An 18,012-nucleotide genomic window follows, 5' to 3' on the forward strand; every position below is an offset into this window, starting at 1 on the left:
GACCTGGTTGAGTTCTGTGACTGTCTGGCTGAGTTCTGCGACTGCCTGGCTGAGTTCTGCGACTGTGGGGAGGCCCGCTGTGGCTTCGACTGCGAGTTCGATGACGGACGAAGTGAGCTCGATTCATCCTCACTGGCTGTTGCATCACCGCGGAATCGAGGACGAGAAGAAGCGCGGAGACGGTGACCAGCTGGGCGAGAATTGGGGTCGTTCCCATTCGGCCCTTGCTTGTCAGGGGGAATCTCTGGCAAGTTCTTAACTCCTCGTAGGTTTACGTCTCGTGCTGTGTGCGGTGCTCACGATGCCGGCTATCGGCGCGCATCATGATCGATGCCAGCGCAGGAGGCACCTCCGTAGCATCGTTCCCAAACCCGACAGAGAGCAAACCGCTGAACACTTCAGATCGATTTTACGCCCGTAGATTGATGAATGCTGGAATTCGCGTGTATGCGAGCAGAGGAACCTGGCCGCCATCCCCGTTTTCCCGGTGATCCGACTCTATCCGGATTATGATCAAGGCCACTCTTTGTCGGTACGCTTTGCTCTTCGCCGCTGGTTTCGCATAGGCTGTTCTCCGTAGTACACACTGCAGGTTCGGCACTCTCTTAAAGGAGAGGTATCGAGTCAGTATTTGGAGTCGTGGCTGAGCGGCCGAAAGCGTCACCCTGCTAAGGTGAAGTCCCTTGAACTGGGGACCGAGGGTTCAAATCCCTCCGACTCCGCGTTGTGGGAAGCCCCCGTCTGACCAGTGAAACACCGGTCAGGCGGGGGTTTTCGTCTGCTCGCACTTCAGGGTCAGGGGTGAGCGGTGCCCCATCTCTGGTGTGATTGCTCGTCATCCCCTAAGCTCAGGATTGTCAGTCAATCCTGAGTGGTATTTCACTGCAACGACGAGGAGTCAGTGTCATGAAGATCTTGCTGGTTGGAGCCGCGGGGCACGTCGGAGGGGTTGCTCGAGCCGAGTTGGAGGCGCGAGGGCACAGCGTCGTTGCGGCGTCCCGATCGACTCAGCCTGGAGTCGACACCTCGGATCCTGAGTCGATTGCCTCGCTGCTCGAAGCTGTCGGACGAATCGATGCCATCGTCGTGGCGGTGGGCTCTGCGGCATTCAAGCCGGTCACCGAGCTCACGCGTGAGGACTACATGAGCACCTTTGTGTCGAAGGCTCTGGGCCAGGTTGAATTCGTCACGCAGGGCCTCGACTATCTCAACGACGGCGGATCGATCACGGTGACCACCGGTGTGCTCAGTCGAGAGCCTGTGCCGACGGCAGCTGCGGCCGCATTGGTCAACGGCGCCGTCGAATCGTTCGTCATCTCCGCCGCCCCAGAGCTTCCGCGCGGCATCCGTATCAATGCAGTCAGCCCGAATGTGCTGGCGAACTCTCCTCACTTCCACGACGCATTCGCGGGGATGGTTCCGGTGACCGATGAGCAGGTCGCTGCGGCGTTCGTGCGCTCCGTCGAAGGAAACGTCACCGGCAGGGTCATCTCTGTCTGACCCAGTCCGGCAATTTGACCGAACTCAGTAGTCGATATCGTTCAGGAGGCGCCGGAGTGGACTCATCGGAATCAGCGAAAAACGATATCGGGCACACACCGGCAAGCGCTCCCAGCTCGGGCGCCCCGCAGAAATCCTCCGGCGGCGCGGCGCAGGCTCCTGCTTCCAATACGGAGCGCCGGCAGCGCGTCGTCGATGAGATCAAACGACGAATCGTGGTCGGCGAGATCCGGCCGGGGCAGCGCATCATCGAAGCCGAGCTCACCTCTTCTCTCGACGTCAGCCGTCCGACCGCTCGCGAGGCACTCAATCAGATGGCGCGGGACGGATTTCTGATCCAGGAGGCCTACCGTGGCCTTCGGGTAGCCGATATTCAGTCCGATTCTCTGCTCGACATCGCTCGAATCCGGGTCGCCCTGGACACCGAGGCGATCAGCGAGATCCTTGCCGACAAGACCGGCCGGAGGATGGAGGCGCTGGAAGACGCATGGCAGACGTTCGAGAGGGCCACTGCAGAATCGGACCCTTTGGCCCTGCATGAGGCACACGTGCGATTTCACCGGGGAATCTGGGAAGCGGCGGACAACTACCTGCTCATGCGTATCTGGCCGGTGATGGAAGCGCAGATGACGATCGTTTTGGCCTATGACCAATTCACCCGGACGAATCCTGCACGGGCGCATGCCATCCATGCGGCGCTGATGCGCGCGATCCGCACGGGTGATTCTGCGCAGATTCGCACAGCCCTGGACGTTCACACCATGGACAGCGCCCAGGAGCTCGCTTTGCTGACTCCTGAATCGACCGACTGACTCCTGAATCGACCGACTGACTCCTGAACCGACCGGCTGACTCGCCGACCGGCTGGTCGACTCACCGACCGACTCACCGACTGGCTGGTTGTTCCCAGAGCTCAAACTGGGCATCAACCGGTCCGGCGCGCAGGCCCTTGGGAAACTGTGTGCGGAAGAGCATTGACGCGATCACTACGAGTGCGTAGCGTGATCCCCAAGGGATTGTCATACAATCCTTAAGCCGCGACCGATGTCGGTCGCGGTCGGCACTGAGGGAGACCTGTATGAAGGTAGTCGTTGTCGGCGGTGGAGTGGTGGGCCTGGCCAGCGCCTATGAATTGGCGTCTGCCGGCTGCGAGGTCACGCTTCTCGAATCAGGAAAGTGCGGCGCCGGCGCCTCCCATGGCAACGCGGCGAAAGTGGCACTGGCTGAGAGCACTCCGGTTCCCGGGCCAGGTGTTCTGCTGCAGGGCGTCAGATGGATGCTCAGGCCCGACAGCCCCCTGTCGATCAAACCGTCTCTGGCACCCGGATACCTGAAGTTTCTGCTCCGGATGGCCCAGCACTGCAACGCCAAGGACTTCGATGCAGGTCTCGACGTGCACCTGCGTATGGGAGAAGACGCGAATGCGCTCTTCGATGACTATCAGCGCCAGGGCATCGATTTCGAGATGCATGCTCGGGGAGTGCTCCTGGCTTTTGAGACAACCGCTCGATTCGAAGAACACGCTCAGACCCTGAAGGCATTCGCAACGGCTGGTCACGTCGCGGAAGAACTCCACGGCGATGACTTGCTGGAGGCGGAGCCGGCACTGAGCGACCGCATTCGCCACGGGATGTTCTTTCCCACCGATCGACAGATCGAACCCGACTCGCTGAACCGCGGACTGCTGAAGAAGTTGGGCGACATCGGTGTGAAAGTGCGCGAGGGAGTGACCGTGCGCAGCTTCGTGAGCAGCGGTGACGCTGTCACTGCGATCGTCACCACCGACGCAGAGGTCATCGCCACCGATGCCGTCGTCGTCGCCGCAGGCGTGCCGACCGGTGCGCTTCTGGGCGAGCTCGGCCGCCGACTGCCCATCTATTCGGGCAAGGGGTACAGCATCGATTACTCTCCCGCGCCGATAGGACTGAGAACCTCACTGACTCTCGAAGACACCAGGGTCGCAGTCACCCCACTCAACGGCATGCTCCGGCTGGCGGGGACGATGGAATTCGGCAGCCGAGATGACGAAGTCAACGACGTCCGTGTCGAAGCCATTCGCCGTGCGGCCAGACAATCGTTCCGTGACTGGGGTGATGGACCGACCGGTGAGCAGACTCCGTGGGCTGGCTCGCGGCCGATGACACCGGACGGGCTTCCCGTGATCGGCAAGCTGGGCACGGCGAAGAACGCCTTTGTGAATTCCGGCCACTCGATGTTGGGGCTGACCCTGGCACCCGCCTCGGCGAAGGTGCTCACCGACATCATGCTCGACAGAAGATCGACCCTCAGTCCCGATCTCCTCGCGCGGATATCACCGCAGCGATTCTGATCATTCCCGCTCCTCGTCCGATGTTGAACGACAGCCACCAGTTGAAAGGCCACACTCATGTCACTCACCTTCACCGGCATCTATGCCGCATGCATCACCCCGTTCAGCCCTGACGGCGGCGAGATCGATATCGCCGGTATCGGGGCTCAGGTCGAGCATATGATCTCCAACGGCGTCCACGGATTGGTGCCGGGCGGATCGACCGGAGAATTCACCGCGCTCACTGTCGCGGAGCGCAAGGCCGGCAACCGCGCTTACATTCAAGCGGCAGGTGGGAGAGTGCCCGTGGTTGCGGGAACTGGGGCACTCTCAACGGCAGAGACCATCGAGCTCAGCCGCGATGCCGAAGAAGCAGGCGCCGATGCTCTGATGATCGTGCCTCCCTTCTACGACACTCCGTCAATCGAGGAGACCATCGCCCACTACCGGGCAGTCTCGAGCGTCGTCGACATCCCGATCATGTTCTACAACATTCCGGATGCCACCGGGCTTGACGTCAGCGCTGAAGAGTTCGGCCGACTTGGTCGGGAAGGAGGAGTCGCGTGCTACAAGGACACCAGCGGCGACTTCTCGAAGTTCACCTCCGTCTATCTCGACCAGTCCGATGACATCCAAGCTATCAACGGCTGTGACACCTTGACCTTCGCAGCGCTCGCACTCGGAACCGATGCAGGTGTGTGGGGAGCAGCCAGCTTCATTCCCCGACTGTGTGTCGATCTGTACAACGCGTTGGCCATCGACACTGACATGCCGCGAGCGCGGGATCTGTGGGAGAAGATTCACCCCATATGTGTCTTCCTCGAATCACACAGCTATGCCTGCGGAGTGAAGACCGGGGTCGAACTCGTCGGGATGCCGGCAGGACCGACGCGCGCGCCGATTCTGCCGCTGGCGACGGAATATCGCGAGGAACTTCGAGGCCTCCTCAGCGCCGCAGGCCTCGAGACCGTCGCCTGAGCGTCAACCGTTTTCGAACGAGGTACCGACACAATGGCCAACAGGCAGCTCATTCAGACGGTCGACGTACACGCGGCTGGTGAACCGGGCCGAGTCCTCATGGGCTCCGGTCTGCGAGTCAAGGGTGCGACCATGATCGAGCGTCTTCGCTATTGTCGTGACCATCTCGATGACCTGCGGACCCTGGTCCTGCAGGAGCCTCGCGGATATCCCGGGCTCTGCTCGCCGCTGATCGTCCCTCCGGCAGATCCCAGTTGCGACTTCGGCATGATCGTCATGGAACAGGGCGGATTCCGACCCATGTCGGGATCGAACCTCATCTGCGCGGTGACCGCACTCATCGAAACCGGGGCGATCGATGTCCTCGAACCGATCACCACTCTGCGCGTGGACACCGCGGTCGGGATCGTCACGGTGCGCGCACGAGTGGAAGAAGGCCGGGCCACTCTGGTCACCTTCGACAATGTGCCCGCGTTCGTCCATGGTCTTGATCTGCCACTGGAGGTTCCCGGCTACGGAACGATTCCCGTCGATATCGTCTTCGGGGGACAGTTCTACGTTCAAGCCAAGGCAGAGCACCTCGGCATCGACCTCGAGCCGGTCAACGCGAAGGAGATCATCCGGGCAGCCTCGGTGATGAGGAAAGCCGCCGACGATGCGTTCGACGTCGTCCATCCGCTCATCCCCGAGATCGACGCGATCGCTCTGCCGATGATCCACGGGCCGGCACGAACCGAGGGCACGCACGGCCGCAATGCCGTGGTCCTGCCCAACGGGGAGATCGATCTTGATGATTCGAGCACCTGGTCAGGCACTTACGATCGGTCGCCGTGCGGAACCGGAACCAGCGCCCGTGTGGCAGCGATGTATGCCAGGGGAGAGCTGGCCGTCGGGGAGAAGTTCGTCCACGAATCGATGATGGGCACGACCTTCACCGCCGAGGTGAAGGAGACGGCATCCGTGGGCGGTCTTGCGGGGATCGTGCCGACGATCAGCGGTCGCGGGTGGATCACAGGGTTCCACCAGCTCGTCCTCGAATCCGACGATCCGTTCCCGGTCGGCTATACCGTCGGCGACATCTGGGGACGGGGGATGGGCCGAATGACGGCCGGGGAGTGAACTCGATGTCAGTTCTCCCGACTGCGAATGGACAGTGCATGGCGAAGGAGCAGCATATGGAACTCGAAGGTCGCACCATCATCGTCACCGGAGCCGCCGGCGGCATCGGCTCGGCGATCGCCACAGCCTGCGCGTACCAGGGCGGAACCGTCATCGCCGTGGACCGGGTGGAAACGACTCCCGATCCTTCTCTGCCCGCCGAGGTGGATGCGCGGATCTCGTCGTACCCGGCCGATATCTCAACGGCGGCAGGCTGCGTCGATCTCCTCACCGGCGTCCTCGCTCGCTTCGGAGTCGTCGATGGCCTCGTCAACTGTGCAGGAGTGATGCGCCGAGGTTCGCTCCTTGCCATTGATGAGGACGACTGGGCGACGAGCTTCGCCGTCAACGTCGATGCCGTCATGCGTCTGAGCCGCGGAATCCTGCCGTCGCTCATCGGTGCGGGAACCGGATCGATCGTCAACATCGCCTCCCAGTGGGGGCTGCACCCGGCAGGCGGCCACATCGCGTACAACACCTCCAAGGCCGCCGTCGTCTCGTTCAGCCAGAGTCTTGCCCGCGACTACGGCAGACAGGGAGTGCGGGTCAACGCCGTCTGCCCCGGCGAGATCCTCACCCCGATGCTGGAGCAGAAGCTCGAATCCTCGAATATCGCCGAGGCGGTCCTGGCCGAGGCCATCCCGCTGGGTCGTCTGGGACGTCCGGACGAAGTCGCGGAGTTGACGACGTTCCTGCTCAGCGATCGAGCATCGTTCATCTCCGGTGCCGCGATCGAGATCACCGGAGCCCAACAGGTCGGCTGAGAAGCCGAACCGGGTGCGACGGCAGCTCGCCGGGCCCGGTCAATGAAGGAGGACGATATGACCGTCGAAGAAGGGCACCCACTGGCTGGAAGGCGAGTCCTCGTCACGGGCGGTTCGAAGGGGATCGGGGCAGCCATTGTCAGAGCCGTACACAGGGACGGTGCAGCGGTGGCGATCCACTTCAACTCCGAGGAGCACGGCGCTCGTGGCCTCGCGGCCGAACTCCGGGAGCGCGCACACCTCGTGCGTGCCGACCTGGCACGTCCCGGCACTGCCGAGGGGCTGTGGGACTCGGCGAACGAAGCCCTGGGCGGCGTCGACACTCTCATCAACAACGCCGGAGCCTGGATCGCCTCGCCCCGAGCTGACCCGCAGGCATGGGCCCGGGGATGGGAGACGAACCTGCAGCTCAATCTCATCTCCGCGGCAGATCTGTGCAGGTGCGCACTCGAAGAGTTCCCCAACCTCGGCGGGGGAACGATCGTCAACATCACGAGCCGCTCAGCCCATCGCGGCGATGATGCCGAGCATCTTGCCTACGGTGCGGCCAAGGGAGGACTGCTGAGCCTGACGAAGGGGATCGCCCGGGGCTTCGGCCACATGGGCATCCTCGCGTATGCCGTGGCTCCGGGATGGGTGGATACCGGCCTCGCCTCCGGAGAGATCGACGCCGAGACTCTCGCCGACCTCCCGCTGCGAGAAGTCACCCCGCCCGAAGACGTCGCCGAACTCGTGGCGTACCTCGTCTCCGGACGGTCACGACATCTGACCGGGGCAACCCTCGACATCACCGGGGCCGACTACGTGCGGTGAACGCCCGAAATCAGAGCACCCGCATGGCGCCGAATCAGAATCGCACAGCGTCGATGAATTTCTTCAGCTCCGGGTCCTCTGCCTTGTTGAAGGCATCGTCCGGGGTCGCATTCACCGCAATCTCTCCTTCATGGAAGAACACGACCCGGTCTGCGGCCTTCGACGCGAACGCCATATCGTGAGTGACGAGAGCGACGGCAATGCCCTCCTCTTCCTTGAGTCTGCGCAGAACATCGAGGACCTCGGCGGCCACCGGTGGATCGAGCGCGCTCGTGATCTCGTCGCAGAGCAGCAGCTTCGGCCTCATCATCAGGGCGCGGGCGATCGCGACGCGTTGCCGCTCACCACCGGAGAGTTCGCTGGGACGGGAGTGGATATGGTCGGACATCCCCACCTCGGCGAGAGCCTTCTCCGCTCGTTCCAGTGCCGCTGACTCCGACATGCCCAGACGTTTCCGCGGTGCCAGAGTGAGGTTCTTGAGCACATCCATATGCGGCCACAGCGTGTAGCTCTGGAAGATCATGCCGACATGGGAGTCGACCTGCTTCCATGCTGGGGTGCGCTTGGAATCCTCGAACACGACCTCGCCGTCAAAGGTCATCGTGCCGTCATCGGGGTCGGTGAGCCCGGCGATCGCCCGCAGCAGCGTGGACTTGCCCGATCCCGACCTGCCGATGATGACGGTGATGTCTCCGGCGAGCATGTCGAAGTCGATGCTCTTCATGACCTCTCGATCGCCGAAACTCTTCTTGAGCCCGCGGCAGGACACGAGCACATCACCGGACTTCGCAGCGATGTCCCTGTGCGTCCCGGTGTGGGCAGCTGAGTTCTCACTCATGGTTTGACCTCGACTTTCGTTCCAGGAGCCATCTGTGCCGCAAGGCTCTTGCGACGAATGCCGCGCACATTGCCCGTCTCCATCATGTTGCGTTCGATCTTGCTCAGGATGAGCGAGGCAGGGAACGCGATGAGGAAGTACATGAGCGCTGCGACGGAGAGGATCTCCAGCGCTCGATAGGACTCCGTGGAGATCTTGTTCGCGGTGAACATCAGGTCGGCCACCGCGATCGTGGACACCAGGGCGGTGTCCTTGAACAGTGAGATGTCGAGCGACATGATCACCGGCAGCTGCTGTTTGAGCGCCTGCGGGACGATGATGTGACGGATCTGCTGGAACCTGGTCAGTCGGAGCATCTTGCCTGCTTCGACCTGTTCAGGCGGAACCGCTTGGAATCCGCTGCGGTAGGCCTCTGCCATGAACGCGGTGAGATTGAGCGTCAGCGCGATGACGGCCGATATCGTGCCGGGAATGGTGATTCCCGTCAGAGTCGGCAAAGCATAGTAGACCCAGAACAGCTGCACCAGAAGAGGTGTACAGCGGAAGATCTCGATGTAGAGCTGGGCCAGCCAGCGCACCACTTCGATTTTGGACATGCGCAGCAGTGCCACAGGAATGGCGAAGATCATGCTGAGGATGATGACGATGACCGATATCTCCACGGTCAGGAGGAGGCCGTCGAGCAACCGTGGGAAGTTGTTCGTGACCACGCTCCAGTCGAACGTGTAATTCATGAGAAGTCCCTTCTACCGGGGGCGGAGTCGATCACTTCATTGCGAGATCGCCGAGGTTATCGGGACTGATCACTCCGGCCTTGTCCAGTGCGGCTTGGAAGGAACCGTCGTTCTTCGCGTTCTGAATGGCGATATTGATGACCTGCAGTGAACGTTCATCGATGTCAGCGCTGAGTCCGTAGTTCGAATCGCTCTTGAAGATGACCGGCTTCGGTCGCACGATCTTCAATGACTTGTTCTTCTGTGCGGCGTCAGCGAGAGTCGGAAGGTCGCCGAACGCTGCGACTGCACGGCCGGCTTCCATCGCGGTGATCGACTGCGGGATCGCTTCGGCATTGACGATGTCGACTCCCAGATCGACGACCCGGCGTTCGTAGGACGTACCCGAGGCCACGGCGACGGGCTTCTTTGACTTGATGACATCCTCGGTGGACTTCAGACCGGAATCGGATTTGACGATCCACACGCCTTCGTAGGTGTAGACGGGGTCGGTGAACTGGATGGCCAGTGACCGCTCCGAGGTGGCGTCGAGGTACGCACCGACATCGAACCGATCCGCTTGCAGGCCGGACACCATCTTCGACCATTCCGCGGCGACCGGAGTGAACTTCACACCCATCTCCTTGGCCAGGTTCTGCAGCGGCAGCACGTTGGGCCCGCCCATCTTGCCGTCCTTCTGCTCGCCCGTCATCGGGGGAGCAGAAGCGATTCCGACTCGGAGTTCGCCCTGATCCTTGATCTTCTGGATCCAGGCGCCGTTCTCCGTGCCCCCGGCACCGCCTCCGGATCGAAGTCCGGCTCCGAAGTAGCCTCCTGCCAGCGCCACAACGATGACGCCGACGATAGCGATGATGATTTGACTTGTTCTGGACATCTTTGTCTCTCCTCGTCAAAATGCCGGCCCCACTCTGGACCGACCGTGCAAGAAGCGGCGGGCCCCTCGAGATGGTGGGCTGACACGCTCCTCCACCGCCGTGTCATACAATCGACCATATAGCGACTTCTGCGTAATATCGAGAGTTGATCGGAAACTGGGCCTGCAAGTGTTATCAAGTCACGCATTTCCATCGGGATCTGCTGCACCAGATATCACAGATTGTCTGACAATGACGAGAAGGCGAAACGATCGCGTGCAGTTCACCTCACCGGTCTTCACCTGACCGGTTTTCAGCTCACCGGTTCGTGCGCAGCCACAGAATGGCGACGTGGAGAGCGGTGCGTGATTCCGCATCCTCCAGCGAGACCCCGAGCTTGGCCTGAAGTCTGTCCAGGCGTGCGTACAGTGCCGGCCGGGACAGGAAGCCGCTGCGAGCAAGCGCTGACTTATTGCCGCTGTGAGAGAGAAACTGTTCGAGGAGGGTGAGCATCTCCTCGCCACCGCCACCGCCACCGCCACCGCCACCGCTTCCGCCCTCAGCCTCGAGCAGAGGAGTCAACTCTGCCTCGGCGAAGGCCCGAACGCTCGGATCATCGCGCAGGGATGAGAGCAGTCCGCGCAGTCTCACGTCGGAGAATCGGTAGTACTGCCGTTGTCGCAGCTCGAGCGTCGATGCGATCTCGGCCACCTGGTTGGCGGATTCGAGCCGGCTGGCGGCGTCGACGATCGACTGGCTCGTCCGCCCGACTCCGACCGTGGTGTCGCGGGTGGGAAGTTCACCGATGAGCCCCTCGAGGACCGCATCATCATCGGTGCCTGGGGGCAGAGCCACCACGGTACCGAATGAACCCGATTGCAGTCCGGTGGAGAGTGTGGAGCAGCGGTGAGCGGTTGCTGCAGTGACGAATGCACGGTGCAGCGACCGTTCCCGCAGCTGGAGTGATGTCGGGTCGGTGTTCGGACCGCGATCAACGCGGACAACCACGGGGATCATGCGCCCTCGTGGTGCGAACCCCAGGTCCGCCGCTCGAATCCGGACCTGCTTCTCGTCGACGTCTGCCGATTCGATGATTTCGCGGACCAGTCCGCCCTGAGCCTGAATGAGAAGGTCCTGTTCGTCGCGTTCGGCCATCCGCGCCAAGGTCAGAGTCTGCGCGGCGCGCTCGATGACCTGCGCTGCCTCCTCGTCGGATTCCAGGCGGCCCGGCGCGAGCAGTCGGCCCCACCTCCGATCTCGCAGTCCCACCGGAGTCTGCAGCCACCGTTGCCCATGCCCATGCCCATGCCTGTGCCCGTGCCCATGTTCCTGGCCCTCGCCGAGGTGGTCCGGACTATTGCTTTCACGCCGAGCAGTCCGCGACGAGGGTATATCGCCGGCGTGGGCGAGAAGGCGATGTCCGACGTCTTCGAGCATGACGGGTGAGCCCAGCAGCTCCGATGTCCGGTCGACGATGTCCTGGGCTCCAGCACTCTCCAAGCTCAACTGGGTGAAGACCTCGTGGACCGTGCGGGCACGCTCGACGCGGGCAAGCTGCCGACCGAGCAGTTCCTGGTGGGCGAGCTCCGTGACGCGGACGAACTTGATCCGGCGACGCAGAATCACGATCGGGAGCTCGCGACCGCGGGCGGCAGCACGCACGTTCTCGATGGCTTCGTCATCGGGTCGGCCATCGTCATGAATGAGTTCGATGACAGCGCCGGCGGCAGAAGCGGATTCGAGCTGATCGAGGAAATTTGCCGTCGACTCCTGTGACGACCGGTAGGACAAGCCTGTGCTGAGTACGAGTTCGCCGCCTTCGAGGAACTGCGCGACATTCTCCGAATCGGCGATGTGGACCCACCTCACTGCGCGCGCCACCTGGTCGCCACCTGTCACGACTTCGGGATCACCGCGGCGGATCTCGTCGACGTCGAGCAGGTTCGCGATCGTCAGATCAGGTTCTCGCTGCGACCAAGCTTCCAATGTTCGCTTCCCTTCGCCGTCTCCAGGCCACGTGGTTTACACAGTGTAAGTCTGCATGGACATATGTTGACAGGTCGTCCATGGCGATTCGGGTGCGGCTGGCTCACCATTGAAAGATCAGGGTCACCTCGGCGGTCTGACCCACCTCGGCGATATGGAATGAACTGCGAAAGGACGGCGCATCATGACTGTGATCAATGCGAACGAAGAGCTCGACCGTGAGGTCAACGACTCCGGGACCGAAGGCTCGGAGAACAATGCGGAACTTGGCAGCAGCGAGCGGGCGTTCACTGCCGAACAGTTGCAAGCAGGTCAACGCGCCTACGAGCTCGACCGTGCGCACGTCTTCCACTCGTGGCAGGCACAGGGGCCGTTCGAGCCGATGACGATCGTCGACGCGGAGGGCCCCTATGTCTGGGACGGCGAGGGACGGAAGCTGCTCGACATGTCCTCGCAGCTGGTGAACACGAACATCGGACACCAGCACCCTAAGGTCGTGACGGCGATTCAGGAACAGGCGGCGAAGCTCTGCACGATTGCTCCGCAGCACGTCAACGATGCCCGCTCGGAGGCTGCCCGGCTCATCACCGACCGGACCCCCGGCGATCTCGACCACGTGTTCTTCACCAACGGCGGTGCCGACGCGAACGAGCACGCGATCCGCATGGCACGGCTGCACACCGACAGGACCAAGGTGCTCTCCGCTTATCGCAGCTACCATGGCGGCACCCAGCTTGCCGTCAACGTCACAGGTGACCCGCGCCGTTTCGCCAATGACTACTCGGCTGAAGGCATCGTCCACTTCATGCCTGCCTACCAATACCGTTCCTACTTCGGCTCCACCACCGAGGCGGAAGAGACCCAGCGAGCGCTGCAGCACCTTGAGGATATGATCACGCTCGAGGGCCCGAACAACATCGCCGCGCTCATCCTCGAGACTGTGCCGGGCACCGCCGGGATCTACGGGCCTCCGGCCGGATACCTCGAAGGTGTGCGAGAGCTGACGGCTCGCTACGGCATCGTCTACATCGCCGACGAGGTGATGGCCGGCTTCGGTCGGACCGGTCGCTGGTTCGCCGTCGACCACTGGGACGTCACCCCGGACCTCATCACCTTCGCCAAGGGCGTGAACTCGGGTTACGTGCCACTCGGCGGAGTCGCGATCTCCGACGCGATCTTCGAGACCTTCCGCGACCGTGTCTATCCCGGCGGCCTGACCTATTCGGGTCATCCGCTGGCATGTGCGGCAGCGGTCGCCACGATGAATGCGATGGACGAAGAGGGAATGATCGAGAATGCCGACCGCCTCGGCCGGGACATCATCGGTCCGGCTCTGCGCGACATGGCGCAGCGGCATCCGTCGATCGGCGAAGTCCGCGGCATGGGCTGTTTCTGGGCCGTTGAGCTCGTCAAGGATCGGACGACGAAGGAGCCGTTGGCCGCGTACGGCGGCAGTTCGCCGGAGATGAACCAAGTCATCGGTGCGATGAAGGCCGGGGGAGTGCTTCCCTTTGCGAACTTCAACCGAATCCATGTCGTGCCGCCGCTGAACACGCCGGACGAGGACGTGCGCTTCGGTCTTGAGGTCCTTGACGAAGCGCTGACCATCGCCGACGGCTTCGTCTGCTGACGATTGCGCTTACTCACCAGGCCGATTGTGAACGCCGATACATTCCGGGCCTGGTGGGTAGGTGTTCTGCCAGCTCAGAGATGAACGCAGAGTGTCACGAGTGGAGATGTGCCGAACAGTAGGTGAAGATTCGGTGGAATAGGCGGTAGACTTTTTCCGATTGAGGACGCTGCCCGCCAGCTAAATCATCCACGGTCCGAATTGTGTCTACGTTCAAGGTCGCTTAGTGGAAATCATCTTCGTCGTTGTGTTGGTCATCGTGCTGGCACTGTTCTTTGACTTCACCAATGGCTTTCACGACACGGCCAATGCCATGGCGACACCGATCGCCACAGGAGCGATCAAGCCCAAGACAGCGGTCACCCTGGCAGCGTTGCTCAACCTTGTCGGTGCCTTTCTGTCCACCGAGGTGGCGAAGACCATCTCCGGGGGCATCATCAAAGAAGGTGGTGGGGGAGTCCAGATCACTCCGGACTTCATCCTTGCCGGCCTCATCGGTGCGATCATCTGGAATATGGCGACGTGGCGCTTCGGCCTGCCGTCGTCATCGTCACACGCGCTGTTCGGCGGACTGATCGGTGCCGCGATCATCGGTGCCGGACTCAACTCCGTCGACTTCGGCGTTTTCGTGTCCAAGGTGGTCCTGCCCGCCGTCGCCGCTCCGATCATCGCCGGCGTGGGTGCCTATCTGTGCACGCGGCTGGCCTATGCCATCACGCGACGCAACGGCGAAGGGAAGACCGCTCACCGGGCTCCATTCAAATACGGGCAGATCTTCAGCTCCTCCCTCGTGGCTCTGGCACACGGCACCAACGATGCGCAGAAGACCATGGGCGTCATCACCCTCGTGCTCGTGTCCGCGAACCTCCAGGATCACGGAACCGGTCCTCACCTCTGGGTGATCACCGCCTGCGCGCTGGCGATCGCCTTGGGAACGTATGTCGGCGGATGGCGAATCATCGACACCCTCGGCACGAAGCTCACCACCGTCAAGCCCGCTCAGGGACTGGCCGCCGAGACCTCGACTGCCGCCGCAATTCTCGCCTCGTCCCACCTGGGCTTTGCTCTGTCGACGACGCAGGTGGCGTCCGGTTCGGTAGTCGGCTCCGGTCTGGGCCGTAAGGGCGCGGACGTGAAGTGGTCGACTGCTGGCCGGATCGCATCGGGTTGGCTGCTGACCATCCCAGCGGCCGGAATCGTCGGCGGCATCGCTGCAGGCATCGCGCATCTGGGCACCATCGGCGTCATCATCGACACGGTCATTGCCGTCATTGCCGTCCTCTGGATCTTCCTGAGCTCGCTCAAAGCCAAGCAGACTGACCTCTCGAACTTCGACACCGTCGGCGAGGCCGTCGGTATCCGCGGCCGCAAGCGCAAGATTCGCAAGGACCGCAACCGCAAACGCGCAGCAATGAAGCGTGCCGCTCGCGCCAAAGCCCGAGACCAGCGGCTTTCTGACAAAGCGGATGCGAAGTCCGGTGTCGGCCCAGCTGCCGAAACAGGCTCTGATGCGAGCATCGGCGCCGAGTCCGATCCCAGCGCCGTGCACACCTCGGCGGCGGAGACAGATGCTGATGAGACACGCGCCGATGAGACGCGCGCAGACAAGGGAGATTCGAAATGATCGAGTGGAGCTCATTCCTCATCGTTGCGGTCGCGACCTGGGTGTCAGCGATCGTCGTCATCACACTCTTCTCCACCGCTGTGCGGATGCGGGCAGTGCACGTCGACTTGGCTGCCGAAGGCCAGAGCAAACCCCTGCTCAGGGTCGGCTACTGGGCAGTGTTCGGCGTCTGCAGCATCGTTGTGCTCGTCGGCGTCTACCTGATCGTCCCAGCACTCCACGGAGCCTGACCGCGTCTCTGACCGTAACTGCCGCACCGCCTGCGGCCCCCACCACCGGTAGCGCCACCCACCACCGGTAGTCGCATTCACTGCAGTCCGTTATATTCACGACCGTTGGCATCGCACGTCCTCCCCGGAGCATCTCGTCCTACAGTTCCTGCAGCGTGAATTGGTACTCCCGGCACGTGATGCGATTCGGCAGCCGTTTCGGACCTTCGCTGGCGCCACTAAAGGCACCCCGCAGCACTGCAGCGCCAAACTCCGCACGTGCCAAACTCCGCACGCGCCGAACACCGCCGGTTCCGAGCACATCAGGCTCCGAACACCGCGGGCACTGCGTCCCTGCATACGAAAATCCCCCAACCACCTCGGCGATGGTTGGGGGATTCTCTTTCGTTCAGTAGAGTCTCAATGACTCAGAGTCTCAGAGACTCAGAGACTCAATGACAGAGTCTCACTGTCTCAGGCGAGACCCAGACGGTCGCGCAGATTGTCGACCTCGGCGCGGAGTTCGGCTGGAACCGAATCGCCGAGCTGCTCGTACCATTCCTCGATGAGCCCGAGCTCGGTCTCCCATTCCTCGGGCTTGATCGCGAGAGCCTTACGCAGCTGCTCGTCGGTGAAGTCGAGACCCTCGGTGTCCAGACCGCCCTCAACGGGGGTCAGACCCAGTGGGGATTCGGCTGCGTCGGCGGTGCCGGTGACGCGTTCGAAGACCCACTTGAGAACACGCGAGTTCTCAGAGAAGCCGGGCCACAGGAACGAGTTGTCGTCATCGCGGCGGAACCAGTTGACATAGAAGATCTTCGGCAGCTGGGCGCCCTCGGTGTTGCCGATGTCGAGCCAGTGCTGCAGGTAGTCACCGACGTTGTAGCCGATGAAGGGACGCATGGCCATGGGGTCGCGGCGAACGACGCCGACGGCGCCAGTGGCTGCTGCGGTGGTCTCCGAGGAGAGCACTGATCCCATGAACACTCCGTGGTTCCAGCTCTTGGTCTCGGTCACCAGTGGCATCGTGGTCTTACGGCGACCGCCGAAGAGGATGGCCGAGATCGGCACGCCGTTCGGGTTCGTCCACTCGGGAGCCAGGGTCGGAACGTTGGCGATCGGGGTGCAGAAACGCGAGTTCGGGTGAGCGGCTGGAGTCTCCGAGTCCGGGGTCCAGTCGTTGCCGCGCCAGTCGGTGAGGTGCGCTGGCTTCTCGTCGGTCTTGCCTTCCCACCACACGTCGCCGTCGTCGGTCAGTGCGACGTTGGTGAAGATGTTGCCGCCTGCTTCGATGGCGCGCATCGCGGTCGGGTTGGTGGTGTAACCGGTGCCCGGCGCGACGCCGAAGAGGCCGAACTCGGGGTTGACGGCATAGAGCTGGCCATCGTCGCCGAAGCGCATCCAGGCGATGTCGTCGCCCAGAGTCTCAGCCTTCCAGCCGGGAATTGTGGGCTCGATCATGGCGAGGTTGGTCTTGCCGCAGGCTGAGGGGAACGCGGCGGCGATGTACTTGACCTCGCCCTCCGGGCTCGTCAGCTTGAGGATGAGCATGTGCTCGGCCAGCCAGCCCTCGTCGCGGGCGATCGACGAGGCGATGCGCAGCGCGTAGCACTTCTTGCCGAGCAGTGCGTTGCCGCCGTAGCCGGAGCCGAAGGACCAGATGGAGCGGTCTTCCGGGAAGTGGGTGATGTACTTGGTGGAGTTGCAGGGCCAGGCGACATCTTCCTGACCGGGTTCGAGCGGAGCGCCGACCGAGTGCACGCACTCGACGAAGGTGCCGCCGTTGGCCACGATCGCGTCGAGGGCGTTCTTGCCCGAGCGAGCCATGACGAGCATGGAGAGAACGACGTAGGGGGAGTCGGTGACCTCGATGCCGAACATCGGCTGGTCAGCCTCAGCGTGTCCCATGACGAAGGGGATGACGTACATGGTGCGTCCGCGCATCGAACCGGTGAAGAGAGGCTCGAGGGTCTCCTTCATCTCGGCCGGAGCCATCCAGTTGTTGAGCGCGCCGGCATCCTTCTCCTCGGCGGAGCAGATGTAGGTGCGGCCTTCCACACGGGCGACGTCCTCGGGGTCGGAAGCCGCGTAGAATGAGTCCTTGGTGCCGGTCAGGCGAACGATCGTGCCGGTTTCGACGAGCTGGTCGGCGATGGTGGCCTTCTGCTCATCCGAACCATCGACCCAGACGATATCGTCTGGAGTGGTGAGGGTGGCGACCCTGCTGACGAACGAAAGCACCGACTCGCTGTCGGTCGGTGCGTTCTTCAGCTGGTCAGCGACGACGTCATGGTCGAGGACAGTCATGAGTGGTCTCCTGGTCAATCGGGATTACGGGGTTTCGCCTGGCGGCTGGTACATCTCCACCGTAGGACTCGGACGGGCCGGAAAATCCTGGTTTTGAGTCACTGGAAGATGTGCATTGGATCACAACGGCATCTCGGAAGACTTGGATGCATCAATTGAGTGATGTTTTTTTGCATTGCGGTGCTTGTTTGTTGCAAAGCGTGATTGTTCATGGAATCAGCGCCTTCGACACCCTCGCCGAGGTGGCTCTCACCTTCCGATCGAACCTTTCGTAGGTGATTTTCCGGGTATCCCGACGTCGGCTGCAGC

General features: G+C 62.4%; 15 protein-coding genes and 1 tRNA gene. 11 read left to right on the top strand and 5 right to left on the bottom strand.

Going from position 1 to position 18,012, the window contains the following annotated elements:
* The first annotated feature begins 633 nt into the window (after positions 1 to 633).
* The 8 genes from JFC13_RS04775 to JFC13_RS04810 all read left to right on the top strand — a co-directional run bounded on the left by JFC13_RS04775 (position 634) and on the right by JFC13_RS04810 (position 7,521).
* Positions 634 to 722 (top strand) — tRNA-Ser (locus JFC13_RS04775).
* 184 nt (positions 723 to 906) lie between these two features.
* Complete coding sequence (locus tag JFC13_RS04780) at positions 907 to 1,500, top strand: short chain dehydrogenase (protein ID WP_198395953.1); 594 nt, start codon at positions 907 to 909, stop codon at positions 1,498 to 1,500.
* A 56-nt stretch (positions 1,501 to 1,556) separates the two neighbouring features.
* Positions 1,557 to 2,312 carry a GntR family transcriptional regulator gene (locus JFC13_RS04785; RefSeq protein WP_198395954.1) on the top strand — a complete coding sequence of 252 codons (756 nt, stop codon included), beginning with the start codon at positions 1,557 to 1,559 and terminating at the stop codon, positions 2,310 to 2,312.
* 209 nt (positions 2,313 to 2,521) lie between these two features.
* Complete coding sequence (locus tag JFC13_RS04790; protein ID WP_332839341.1) at positions 2,522 to 3,829, top strand: NAD(P)/FAD-dependent oxidoreductase; 1,308 nt, start codon at positions 2,522 to 2,524, stop codon at positions 3,827 to 3,829.
* A gap of 57 nt (positions 3,830 to 3,886) precedes the next feature.
* The gene (locus JFC13_RS04795) at positions 3,887 to 4,786 is read left to right on the top strand and encodes a dihydrodipicolinate synthase family protein (RefSeq protein WP_198395956.1); all 900 of its coding nucleotides are present in this window, start codon (positions 3,887 to 3,889) and stop codon (positions 4,784 to 4,786) included.
* 33 nt (positions 4,787 to 4,819) lie between these two features.
* Positions 4,820 to 5,905, top strand: a complete 1,086-nt coding sequence (locus JFC13_RS04800) for a proline racemase family protein (RefSeq protein ID WP_198395957.1) — start codon at positions 4,820 to 4,822, stop codon at positions 5,903 to 5,905.
* 38 nt (positions 5,906 to 5,943) lie between these two features.
* On the top strand, positions 5,944 to 6,708 hold the full coding sequence (locus JFC13_RS04805) for an SDR family NAD(P)-dependent oxidoreductase (RefSeq protein WP_198395958.1): 765 nt from the start codon (positions 5,944 to 5,946) through the stop codon (positions 6,706 to 6,708).
* Between the two features lie 57 nt (positions 6,709 to 6,765).
* Positions 6,766 to 7,521, top strand: coding sequence for an SDR family NAD(P)-dependent oxidoreductase (locus JFC13_RS04810; RefSeq protein ID WP_198395959.1), 756 nt, complete (start codon positions 6,766 to 6,768; stop codon positions 7,519 to 7,521).
* Between the two features lie 34 nt (positions 7,522 to 7,555).
* Here the strand turns inward: JFC13_RS04810 and JFC13_RS04815 are convergent, their stop codons facing one another.
* The 4 genes from JFC13_RS04815 to JFC13_RS04830 all read right to left on the bottom strand — a co-directional run bounded on the left by JFC13_RS04815 (position 7,556) and on the right by JFC13_RS04830 (position 11,933).
* A complete protein-coding gene (locus tag JFC13_RS04815; protein ID WP_198395960.1) occupies positions 7,556 to 8,359 on the bottom strand; it encodes an amino acid ABC transporter ATP-binding protein in 804 nt (267 codons plus the stop codon).
* Positions 8,356 to 9,093 (bottom strand): amino acid ABC transporter permease, encoded by a 738-nt coding sequence (locus tag JFC13_RS04820; RefSeq protein ID WP_198395961.1) that lies wholly within the window; start codon positions 9,091 to 9,093, stop codon positions 8,356 to 8,358. Before JFC13_RS04820 ends, JFC13_RS04815 begins: the two co-directional genes overlap by 4 nt.
* A gap of 31 nt (positions 9,094 to 9,124) precedes the next feature.
* Positions 9,125 to 9,967, bottom strand: coding sequence for a substrate-binding periplasmic protein (locus JFC13_RS04825; protein WP_198395962.1), 843 nt, complete (start codon positions 9,965 to 9,967; stop codon positions 9,125 to 9,127).
* A gap of 298 nt (positions 9,968 to 10,265) precedes the next feature.
* The gene (locus JFC13_RS04830; protein WP_198395963.1) at positions 10,266 to 11,933 is read right to left on the bottom strand and encodes a PucR family transcriptional regulator ligand-binding domain-containing protein; all 1,668 of its coding nucleotides are present in this window, start codon (positions 11,931 to 11,933) and stop codon (positions 10,266 to 10,268) included.
* A 184-nt stretch (positions 11,934 to 12,117) separates the two neighbouring features.
* Between JFC13_RS04830 and JFC13_RS04835 the strand changes: the two genes are divergently transcribed.
* The 3 genes from JFC13_RS04835 (at position 12,118) to JFC13_RS04845 (ending at position 15,417) form a co-directional block, all read left to right on the top strand.
* A complete protein-coding gene (locus JFC13_RS04835) occupies positions 12,118 to 13,563 on the top strand; it encodes an aspartate aminotransferase family protein (protein ID WP_198395964.1) in 1,446 nt (481 codons plus the stop codon).
* 226 nt (positions 13,564 to 13,789) lie between these two features.
* Positions 13,790 to 15,187: an inorganic phosphate transporter gene (locus JFC13_RS04840; RefSeq protein ID WP_198395965.1), complete on the top strand. Its 1,398-nt coding sequence runs from the start codon at positions 13,790 to 13,792 to the stop codon at positions 15,185 to 15,187.
* Positions 15,184 to 15,417 (top strand): hypothetical protein, encoded by a 234-nt coding sequence (locus JFC13_RS04845; RefSeq protein WP_198395966.1) that lies wholly within the window; start codon positions 15,184 to 15,186, stop codon positions 15,415 to 15,417. The genes JFC13_RS04840 and JFC13_RS04845 overlap by 4 nt, the downstream gene beginning before the upstream one ends.
* Before the next feature lie 453 nt (positions 15,418 to 15,870).
* On the opposite strand, the gene JFC13_RS04850 is transcribed toward JFC13_RS04845, so the two are convergent.
* Positions 15,871 to 17,703, bottom strand: coding sequence for a phosphoenolpyruvate carboxykinase (GTP) (locus JFC13_RS04850; protein ID WP_198395967.1), 1,833 nt, complete (start codon positions 17,701 to 17,703; stop codon positions 15,871 to 15,873).
* Positions 17,704 to 18,012 lie beyond the last annotated feature (309 nt).

The sequence above is a fragment of the Brevibacterium antiquum genome (assembly GCF_016107655.1).
GTDB lineage: Bacteria > Actinomycetota > Actinomycetes > Actinomycetales > Brevibacteriaceae > Brevibacterium > Brevibacterium antiquum.